We start from the raw sequence: 9,860 nt of genomic DNA on the forward strand, positions 1-9,860 counted from the left end.
ACTCATGAGGAACTCTGGTTTAGCCCGCATCGTCAGCCAACCCCAAGCACGGGAATATAACGTCGCTCAATTCCTCGGCGAGGAACCGCCCACCGTCCCTCCCGTTCTCACCTCTGATCTTCGCCACACTCTCAACAAACACACAGAAGCCACATCGAAAAGCCCTAGGCAGACACGCTAGAATCTCCACCTATGGCATCAGAAAAAGGCGCACGCACTTTCGGCAACGGCATCGTCGCCCTGGAAATGGAACTGACCAGCGGCACGTGGTACACGCTCTGGGCTCCCAACTGGATTGTTCGCGGAGAACAGTGGCAAGCATTCCTCGGTGATGACAAGAACGTCTTCATCTTCGAATCCCCCGCCGAGGTCCTTGCCTTTATCGAATCCACCAAGTCTCACGACCTCACCGAGCATCCCAAGTGGGGCGCATTCATGAAGGACAAAGAGATCCGCGTGGTGCCCACCTCCAGCGGCAAGATCAGCTTGGTGGAACTCCCCAACAAGCTGGCGGAACGCCCTGGTTATGATTCCACGCTGGCCGTCACTCGCGGGTTCGACCTCCTGCAGTCTTTCGGCTCCGTGTTGAACATCGCCAGCATCAACACGTGGTTCAAGAGCTACTCCATCCTCCACAACACGCGTCGCGGAGCGGACCACTACGCCACCCAAAATGGCATGGAGGAATGGTCCGGAGTGGGACGCACTGTCGTCGACAAATGGGCGGAGCTCACCGACGACCTCGAAAAGGGCCTCAAGCGCCCTGACGTGGACACGAAGGCCACCGAGGACGCACAAAAGCGCATCGAAGAGGCCGAGGAACAGCGCGCCGAGCGAGTTGCCGCGATGCAAAAGAAGGAAGAAAAGCCGGCTGAGGAAGATACTGACCCGTACGACTCTTCCGTGTGGGGTACCTCGGGCATCGACCCAATCCGCATCAGCCTCAACGGCCAATACGTTTACACGCTGCGCTGCTACGTGGATAAGAAGCCAGTGTTCCTCGGCCACCAGGGCGAGATTTTCACGTTCAGCAATTCTCGCTCTCTGGTGCGCTGGCTCGTGGCCGCGCCGAAGCACGACCTAGATAAGCTGGCCACCTGGGGCGACATCGTCACCGCTGCAAACGCCGGTGAACTAGAAGTCCAGGTGCACGAGTCCAACCAGTATTCCTTCAACGGGCTGCGCGAAGACATCGCTGCAGGTCTTGATGCTGTGGACATCGCTCAGCTGTCCCAGGCCTACGAGCTGCTGGCAGACGCAGCGGACTGGGCTGAAGACGATGGCGTAAACAAGACTCTGCTGGCCTACCCTCGCCTGCAGAACTACTTGGCTTACCAGATGGGCTCCCCTAGTGACAACACCCCATCAGCTCCTTTCGATGAGGAAGCCAAGGGTTGGAAGGTCCTGGAGGATGGCCTGATCAAGCGCTTCTCCAAGTTCTGATCCGCTAAGGCAAAGCCGGGGCGCGCCACGTGATGTGGAGTGCCCCGGCTTTGTGCTGCTGTGTTGAGCTGTGTTGAGTCGCTTTGGCGAGCAACCGTGTCGAAAATATGTGTCTCAGTTCGCCCCTCAAGAATCAGCACGTAAGCACCCAGGCTCTGACCTGCAACTATAGCGACGTGTCAAAAAGATGTGCTGATTCTGGCACATATTTTTTTACACTGCGCCCGCGAAGAAAGCCTCTAGCAAAGCTTTGCTAGAGGCTTTCCACAGACCAGGTTTCTACTGCTGGTAAGGGTTGTCGCTCTGCGGGGAGTCCGCATCTGGATTCGGGTTCTGCGGCTGCTGACCGTAGCTCTGCGGCCGCTGTGGCTGCGGAGCCTGAGCCGACTGATCCGTTGGACCTTGCTGGCCTGCCTGATCTGGCTGGCCGTAGCCCTGCGATGCCGACTGCGCACCGTACTGATTGCCAAAGTTCTGTGGATTCTGGCCCGGCTGGCCGAAGTTCTGCTGACCTTGTGGCTGGCCGTAACCCTGCTGCCCCTGAGCCGGCGCACCGAATCCCTGCTGACCGTAATGCTGCTGACCTGGTGCCTGAGCACCGAAAGCCTGCTGGTTCATCTGTCCCTGACGGTTCATACCGAAGGTGACTTTAGAGCCTTCCATCAACAGCGCGCGCTGTGACATGAACAGCCACACCGCACCCGCGGTAACCGCAAGATGCAGCAGCAGTGCCAACCAGAAGCCTGCTCCATAACCAAAATCAACGGAGCCGCCCAAGGATTCCAGCTCTTCAATGTCATCCGAAGAACCATTTGAGTTCACCGCAGAAAGCACCAGCAGAAGCAGGCCGAGCACACTCGAACCGATTGCCATCGCACACGCGATGAACTTCTCCTTGTGCAGGTAGAACATCACAGACGCGGCAGCCAACAGGCCAAAGGAAATCAGCGCGATAACCAGCTGAACTGCATCTAGATCAGAAGAGTTCGCGCCAGCGCCGAAGCCGGTTCCGTCCAGCTCGCTGGCACCCCAACCATTCATGTGCCCCTCGATCGTGGAGCCGAAGAAACTCATCGCGAACGTGCGCCACGTCAAGGTGTAGAAGAGCAAAAACAGCAAAGCAGCAACGATCCCTGCGCCAGCCACCAGCTGGTTCATCGGGCGTGCCTTTACGTTGTTCACGAATCCAGCTGCACCGCCCTGGCCGTTGTCGGCTCCGGCTGCAGCTCCGTTAGCCTGCCACTGCCCGGCGTTGTTCTGCACGTCAGCTGGCTGGCTGTAATTAGGGTCAAAGTTCTGACCCTGCGGCTGTCCGCCTAGATTTTGCTCGAAGCCTTGGCCTTCGGGGTTCTGCCCAGCAGATCCATAAGGATTCTGATTAGTCATGAAACGCTTCCTCGTCATCTTTGGTGAGTAAGGCGCGCCTGGCAACGGGTCGCCTCACAAAAGGTCAACCGCCAGTCTAAGGTCTAGGCAGACAAAGCACAGTCAATCGGGGGACTACTGACGAAGCTCGTGGCTCAGGGCCTCCAGCTCGCCACCGCCAGCCATCTCCTGGGTCAGCTGCTCCAGCGTCACCTCGTCACGCGAGGCATCCAACACCTGCTTGCCCATGTTCAGCAACAGAAAGTGATCGCCCACCAAGTGCGCGTGATGTGGGTTGTGAGTAATCAAGATGACCCCCACTCCCCTTTCCGCGGCCATCCGCACAAAGCGCAGCACCATCCCGGACTGCTTCACGCCCAATGCGGCCGTAGGTTCATCCAAGATAAGTACCTTTGCACCAAAGTGCAGCGCGCGAGCAATCGCCACCACCTGGCGCTGTCCACCGGAGAGCGTGCTGATGGGCACGTCCACATCTGGAATATCCACGCCCATCTTCTTGAGCTCTTCCGCGGTAATCGCCTTCATCTCGGGCTCCTTCAAGCGCCCCAAGAATCCGGTCTGCTCCTGCCCCAGGAAGAAATTGCGCCACACACTCATCTGGTCCACAACAGCCAGGTCCTGGTACACCGTGGCGATTCCCCGGTTCAGCGCATCCTTCGGGGTGCGGAAGCGGACTTCCTCGCCCTCCACCAGCAGGGTGCCCTCCGTGGGCTCGTGACGCCCCGCCAGGATCTTGATCAAAGTGGATTTGCCCGCGCCATTGTCACCCAACACGCAGGTCACCGTGCCAGGCTGCACCTGCATGTCAATGTCCTGGAGCACGCGGATCTCGCCATAGCTCTTGCCAATGGATTCCAGCTGGATCAGCGCAGTGTTTGCGTCGGAAGAAAAAATCATGAGCGAGCCCCCATCAACCGCGAGAAGGAATTGTTGCTGATCACGGCGAACAGCAACATGACACCGAGAAAGAACTTGAACCAATCGGGGTTCCACCCGGCGTAGACGATGCCCTGGTTGGTCATGCCGAAGATCAATGCGCCGATCGCGGTGCCGATCGCGGTACCTCGGCCGCCGGTCAAGGCACAACCGCCGATCACCGCAGCGATGATGTAGAGGAATTCATTTCCGACGCCCTGCCCGGCCTGGATCGAATCGAATGCGAAGAGATTGTGCATGCCAACAAACCAGGCGGCGAAGGCCACGAACATGAACAGGATGATCTTCACCCGGCGCACGGGAACGCCGACGGCTCGCGCGGCTTCGGCGTCGCCGCCCACCGCGAAGATCCAGTTGCCGAAACGGGTTTTGTACAACAGCCAGCTACCCAAGGCCACGAATAACAGCCACCAGAAAACGGTGACACGAACGTCCACGCCGAAGATGTTCACGGAACTGGCGAACACTGCTTCCGCGGATCCGAAGCCTTCCATGTCCGAGATGCTCGGCGTGGCCACCTGCCCGGTGACCATCTTGGTGACCGCGAGGTTGATGCCCTGCAGCATCAAGAAGGTGGCCAGCGTAATCAGAAAGCTCGGGATGCCCGTGCGCATCACCATGAAGCCGTTGAAGGCACCGATAGCCAATGAGATGAACAGCGAGATGAACACGCCCGCCCAGCTGTTGAGCCACAGGTTGTAGTTGAGCATCGTGGCGGCCAGCGCTGCGGTGGTGACGGCCACGCCGGAGGAGAGATCGAACTCGTCACCGATCATCAGCAGGCCCACGGCGAGCGCGATGATGCCGATCGTGGAGCTGGCGTACAGCACGGTGGCGAATGCATCCAAGCTGCGGAATGCGGGCGCGACCACCAGGAACAGGGTGAAGATGAGGATCGCGCCCAACGCACTGGTTAGTTCCGGGCGGCGGATGATGTTCTTAATGCTGGGCGCCATGGTTAACGCAGTCCCTTCTGCGCGGCCTCAGCGATGGTGTCCACGTTGTCGGAATCCACAAAGCTCGGTCCGGTGAGCACTGCTTGTCCGCCGCCCACGGTGGAACCGTTGCGCTTGGCCAGCCACAGGGCGTCCACAGCCATGTAGCCCTGCAGGTATGGTTGCTGGTCCACGGCGAATTCCACGTCGCCATCGCGGATGGCGGTGACCAGCTCCGCGTTGGTATCGAAGGTGGCGATCTTGGCATCGGAGCCAGCGGCGTCCTTGGCCTTGGCAGCAACCAGGGCCACGGGAGCGACTAGTCCCATCACGTAATCGATGGACTTGTCCTGAGCCAGCTTGGCCTGGATGGTGGACTGCACGCTGGTCAGATCCATGCCGTTGACGTAGATGGTCTCCACCTTGGCACTGTCCGCGCCCTTCTCGATGCCGGAGCAGCGAGATTCCTGGGAGGTGTTGCCTTGCTCGTGGATCACACAGAGCACGTGCTTCGCGCCGTCTTCACCCAGGCGCTCACCCGCGCGCTCACCGGCGATGGATTCATCCTGGCCGAAGAACGCAGATAGTCCGTACTTCTGATAATCGGACATGCCCGCATTCAGTCCCACCACGGGGATGCCGGCATCGCTGGCACGCTTGGCCACCGGACCGATGGCCTCGGCGGTGGGCATGGTCAGAGCAATTCCGTCCACGTTGGAATCAATCGCGTTCTGCACCAGATTGGCCTGCTCAGAGGCCTGCGGGGAGGAGCTGTAGCGCAACTCAATGTTGTTCTTCTTCGCCGCGTCCTCCGCGCCTGCGCGAACGAGATCCCAGAAGGTATCGCCGGGGGCTCCGTGGCTGACCATCGCGACGGTGTAGCGCGGAGTATCCACGCCTCCCCCGCCGGATCCGTCGCCCGCGGTATCGCGTGGGCGGCCTCCGGTGGAAGAGCAGGCGGTCAAGGTAACGAGCGCAAGCAGGATCGTCAGCGCGACGACTGTGCGCAGGATGGCAGCAGGGCTCATGGCCTGCACGGAGTGACGTGAACTAGTTAACACAATGGCCGATTGTGCGCAGGTCAGAGACGGTAGTCAAACCTGCTCGGCCTCTTCTGAATCAATAAAGAGGGATGGAACAGCAACGATGCATACTCCGGGGTTGCCTGCGTCTGAACGGAAGCAACCCTCGGAGCAGACGAGCCGCTACTTGTCGTCTTCGTCCACAATCTCGGCGTCGATGATGCCGTCGCTGTCTTCCGCGGAGCCATCAGCATCCTCGTCATCATCCAAGCTCAGACCCAGCTGTTCCAGCTCTGCCTTGAGGTTTTCCATGGACAGCTCCATCTGCTCCTGCCCACCGAAGCCATCGCCACCGGGTCCCCGATGACTATGACCAGCGTGCGCATGACCGGCGTGATCGTGCCCGCCATCGTGCAGCCCGCCGAGCCCACCGGAGAGGTCCCCCTCGTCCGCGAACCCCTCGGTATTCGCTCCAAAGTGCTCGCCGAGTGCCGCATAAGCGGGGTAAATCACGTTGCGCTCCAAGTCCTCCCGCAGCGGCGCAGAGCAGAACGCGTAGTCCAGAGCGTTGGTGGTCATCTCCAGCAGCTGCCAGTACTCCAGATCGAAGGCCTCGGCCAGCACTTCAAATTCACGAGTCATCGTGGTGCCAGAGACCAGGCGGTTGTCCGTGTTGATGGTGCACACAAAGCCCATCTCGTAGAGCAAGTTGAACGGGTGATCCGCAATCTCATCGGCGATGCCAGTCTGGGTATTGGACGTGGGGCACACTTCCAGCGGAATCCGCTGATCGCGCACGGCAAGAGCAATCGGCCCCAGCTCCACGCCACTCATCGTCGCCTCGAAGTCTTCAAAGATCCGCACGCCGTGGCCGATGCGTCGGGAACCCTGCGCCAGCGCGTCCTTGATGGACTCCGGTCCGGCAGCCTCACCGGCGTGGATGGTGAAGGGCACCAAGTTGGCGCGCAGCAGGTCGAAGGCTTCCTTGTGATTCGACGCCGGGAACCCGTCCTCAGCTCCAGCGATGTCGAAGCCCACCACATATCCCTCACCGGGGGTGCGTTCGCCGAAGTTGTCTACCGTCAGCTGCGCGATTTCCGTTGCTCGATCCGCATGGCGCATAGCGCACAGCAGCAGGCGAACGTGAATGCGCTTGCCCTGCTCGGAGACAGCGCGCTCGCCTTCCTTGACGCCCTGAACGGTGGCTTCCACCACTTCTTGCAGGCTCAAGCCATCCTGCAGGTGCTGCTCCGGTGCGTAGCGCAGTTCCGCATAGACCACGTTGTCCGCAGCCAAGTCCTCCACTGCTTCCCGCGTCACTCGAATCAGGGCATCCTTGGTCTGTATGACGGCCGTGGTGTGATCAAAGGTGGTCAGATAGGTAGGGAGATCACCCGAGTTCGCTGCGTCATAGAACCACTGCTCCAGCTCCGCCGGATCCGTGGTGGGCAGCTGGTGGCCAATCTTCTCCGCGAGCTCCACGATGGTCGCGGGGCGCAGACCTCCATCGAGGTGATCGTGGAGTTCTACTTTGGGCAAAGAGGCAAGCACGTGCGATTCGATCATGGCTACGCATTCTACTCGTAAAGCCCCCTGCCGCCTCTCACCCTGTGCGCCAGCACGAGCTGGCGGAAATGATTAGGTGAGAAAGCGGCAGGGGGCCTGTAAAAAAAGCGGGGAGTTTAGCGTCGGAAAAGAGAAGACACCAAGCCACCGACCAGCACGCCAACTGCCGCGCCGGTTCCCACCAGACCAGCCTTGCCAGCCTCGGAAGAGCCGGTGCGAACCTCCTGGCGAACGCGGATGATGGCGGCTGGAGGAGCCTCTGGGCGCAGCTCAGCGAGGGACTCAGGGGTGGTCGCAGCCCATGCGGAGCAGTACAGCAGGATGCGCCAGATGAGATACATCGTCACCATGATGCCGATGATCGGACCGAAGGTGGCAGCGGCCGGGCTGCTCAGCGCGTTGGAGAAGAACAGCGTCGCGAACTGCTTGAAGATCTCGAAGATCACCGCGCCGATGACCGCAGCCTTGGCCACGGACTTGCGGTGCGTCTTGGCGCGAGGCAGCGCGCCAATCATCCAGACAAAGACCATCCAGTTGGCAATCACGCCGATGACCAGCGCAACAGCGAACGTGAGGAAGCGGATACCCGGCACGTCCTGCAGACCCACCATCTCGATCAAAGTGCTCGTGAAGCCGGAGTTACCGATGGCGGTGATGGCAAAAGCAACGATCAAGGAGATCAACAGGCCGATCAGTGCCAACAGGTCCTTAAGCTTGCCCATGATGAAGTTGGCTGGGGCACCATCCACCTTCCACATGGCGGACGCACCCATGCGCAACTTAGCCACCCAGCCAAGCCCGGTCCACAGCGCCAAGAGCAGACCAATGGAGAACACGGAATTACGTTGGGCGATCGCATCTTCAATGACCGTGTTCAAGGTGTTGCCCAGCTCGCCGCCGGCACTATCGGTCACGCTCTTCGTGACTTCGTCCAACAGCTCTTGGTTGCCGGCCAGCATCATCGCCCCGATGGCGAAAGTCAGCATCAGCAGTGGGAACAGGGACAACACGGAGAAGTACGTGATGGCTGCGGCGTACTGGTTGCCATCCTGATCCGTGTAACGCTCATGCATGCGCATGATGTGGTCAAACCATGGCCACTTGTCGCGGTACTTATCGATGAAGCCGAGCTCGTCGTCTCGCGAGCGCTCCACTCCGTATTCGTCGAGGTTGTCCGAGTTCACTTGGGTGACCATTGTCCGCCATCCTTGTCGCGCAGGCGCGCTACGGCGGCGTGTTGGCAGATAACCGCTGCGCGCGTGCTGTTCTTAAAACGTCTTGCTGCACACTGTAATGGACAAAACCCCCTTGCTTGGTGGCAAGGGGGTTTTTGATGCGCTGCGGGCGGGTGCGGCGCGGAGATGGTCTAACGCGGAGGGGCGAGGAAACCGACATTCTCGTAAACCTGGGAAATGGTGCGGGCGGCGATCTCGCGTGCGCGGTCGGCGCCTTCGGCCAGCACCTGTTCCAGCTGGGCGCGGTCGTTCATATACTCGTCGAAGGTGGCGCGCAGCGGGGTGGTGAACGCCTCCAGAGCCTCGGCTGTGTCCTTCTTCAGGTCGCCGTATCCGGCGCCGGAGTTTTGGTAACCCTCCACGATATTGTCTACAGACTCGCCTGTCAGAGAAGACTGAATGACCAGTAAGTTAGATACGCCGGGCTTGTTTTCCTTGTCGTAGCAGATCTCGCCATCGTTATCCGTGACAGCGCTGCGGATACGCTTCGCGGAGACCTTGGGATCATCCAACAAGTTGATCAGGCCCTTGGGGTTGTCCGTGGACTTACTCATCTTCGCCCTGGGGTTCTGCAGGTCGTAGATCTTGGACGCGCCCTGAGGGATGAAGCCTTCCGGCACCACGAAGGTCTTCTTGTAGCGGGAGTTGAAGCGTTCCGCGAGGTTGCGGGTCAGCTCCAGGTGCTGGCGCTGGTCCTCGCCCACCGGCACGAGGTGCGGGCGGTAGAGCAGGATATCCGCGGCCATGAGCATGGGGTAGGCGTACAGCCCAGCGGTGGTGTTATCACTTCCCTGCTTGGCGGACTTGTCCTTGAACTGTGTCATTCGGCGCGCTTCACCGTCGCCGGTGATGCACATGAGGATCCACGCCAGCTGGTTGTGCTCCGGCACGTGCGATTGCACAAAGAGGGTGGATTGTTCTGGGTCGATGCCCAGGGCCAGCAATTGCGCCACGCCCGCGAGGGTGCGCTGACGCAGCTCCTTGGGGTTGTATCCCGGCACGGTGATGGCGTGCTGATCGGGGATGAAGTAGAAGGTGTCATACGTCTTCTGCAGCTCAATGAACTGCTTGACTGCTCCCAGGTAGTTGCCGAGGTGGTAACTATCGCTGGTGGGTTGCAGTCCGGACACCACTCGCTGCTTCTTTTCGCCCACCCCGCTGGTGGGGCCGTTGGTGGACGCGGTCTCGGTGTTTTCAGACGTGGTCATGGGTGTGCAGTTTACTCCGGCTGCTCTGGGCCTTCTGTGTAGGGACGTGGGCTGTCTGCCTCGGTGGCAGCACCTGAAGTGCCCTAGGTTTTGTTCCTAGGCATGTGCCTTGATTTCCATTATTCCTTG

Annotated in this window: 8 protein-coding genes; 1 reads left to right on the forward strand and 7 read right to left on the reverse strand. The window is 60.1% G+C overall.

Annotated elements, in window-relative coordinates; translation table 11 throughout:
- Positions 1–192 precede the first annotated feature (192 nt).
- The gene (locus tag IM764_RS03725) at positions 193–1,443 is read left to right on the forward strand and encodes a hypothetical protein (protein ID WP_194186946.1); all 1,251 of its coding nucleotides are present in this window, start codon (positions 193–195) and stop codon (positions 1,441–1,443) included.
- Between the two features lie 279 nt (positions 1,444–1,722).
- On the opposite strand, the gene IM764_RS03730 is transcribed toward IM764_RS03725, so the two are convergent.
- The 7 genes from IM764_RS03730 to trpS all read right to left on the reverse strand — a co-directional run bounded on the left by IM764_RS03730 (position 1,723) and on the right by trpS (position 9,731).
- Positions 1,723–2,829: a hypothetical protein gene (locus tag IM764_RS03730; protein WP_194186947.1), complete on the reverse strand. Its 1,107-nt coding sequence runs from the start codon at positions 2,827–2,829 to the stop codon at positions 1,723–1,725.
- A 114-nt stretch (positions 2,830–2,943) separates the two neighbouring features.
- Positions 2,944–3,726 (reverse strand): ATP-binding cassette domain-containing protein, encoded by a 783-nt coding sequence (locus tag IM764_RS03735; RefSeq protein WP_194186948.1) that lies wholly within the window; start codon positions 3,724–3,726, stop codon positions 2,944–2,946.
- Entirely contained in the window at positions 3,723–4,721 is a 999-nt protein-coding gene (locus IM764_RS03740; protein ID WP_099297857.1) for an ABC transporter permease, read from the reverse strand. The genes IM764_RS03735 and IM764_RS03740 overlap by 4 nt, the downstream gene beginning before the upstream one ends.
- Positions 4,722–4,723: 2 nt before the next feature.
- Positions 4,724–5,728: a substrate-binding domain-containing protein gene (locus tag IM764_RS03745; RefSeq protein WP_194186981.1), complete on the reverse strand. Its 1,005-nt coding sequence runs from the start codon at positions 5,726–5,728 to the stop codon at positions 4,724–4,726.
- A gap of 177 nt (positions 5,729–5,905) precedes the next feature.
- On the reverse strand, positions 5,906–7,288 hold the full coding sequence (locus IM764_RS03750; RefSeq protein WP_194186949.1) for an adenosine deaminase: 1,383 nt from the start codon (positions 7,286–7,288) through the stop codon (positions 5,906–5,908).
- 116 nt (positions 7,289–7,404) lie between these two features.
- Positions 7,405–8,484: a YhjD/YihY/BrkB family envelope integrity protein gene (locus tag IM764_RS03755; protein ID WP_194186950.1), complete on the reverse strand. Its 1,080-nt coding sequence runs from the start codon at positions 8,482–8,484 to the stop codon at positions 7,405–7,407.
- Between the two features lie 170 nt (positions 8,485–8,654).
- On the reverse strand, positions 8,655–9,731 hold the full coding sequence (gene trpS / locus IM764_RS03760) for a tryptophan--tRNA ligase (protein WP_099297865.1): 1,077 nt from the start codon (positions 9,729–9,731) through the stop codon (positions 8,655–8,657).
- Positions 9,732–9,860 lie beyond the last annotated feature (129 nt).

This window comes from Corynebacterium sp. ED61 (assembly GCF_015233855.1).
GTDB lineage: Bacteria > Actinomycetota > Actinomycetes > Mycobacteriales > Mycobacteriaceae > Corynebacterium > Corynebacterium dentalis.

Bases quoted from the DNA above. Each gene is read 5' to 3' on its own strand.
- IM764_RS03730 (WP_194186947.1), bottom strand. From the start codon at position 2,829: ATGACTAATCAGAATCCTTATGGATCTGCTGGGCAGAACCCCGAAGGC.
- IM764_RS03735 (WP_194186948.1), bottom strand. From the start codon at position 3,726: ATGATTTTTTCTTCCGACGCAAACACTGCGCTGATCCAGCTGGAATCC.
- IM764_RS03750 (WP_194186949.1), bottom strand. From the start codon at position 7,288: ATGATCGAATCGCACGTGCTTGCCTCTTTGCCCAAAGTAGAACTCCAC.
- IM764_RS03755 (WP_194186950.1), bottom strand. From the start codon at position 8,484: ATGGTCACCCAAGTGAACTCGGACAACCTCGACGAATACGGAGTGGAG.
- IM764_RS03725 (WP_194186946.1), top strand. From the start codon at position 193: ATGGCATCAGAAAAAGGCGCACGCACTTTCGGCAACGGCATCGTCGCC.
- IM764_RS03745 (WP_194186981.1), bottom strand. From the start codon at position 5,728: ATGAGCCCTGCTGCCATCCTGCGCACAGTCGTCGCGCTGACGATCCTG.
- trpS (WP_099297865.1), bottom strand. From the start codon at position 9,731: ATGACCACGTCTGAAAACACCGAGACCGCGTCCACCAACGGCCCCACC.
- IM764_RS03740 (WP_099297857.1), bottom strand. From the start codon at position 4,721: ATGGCGCCCAGCATTAAGAACATCATCCGCCGCCCGGAACTAACCAGT.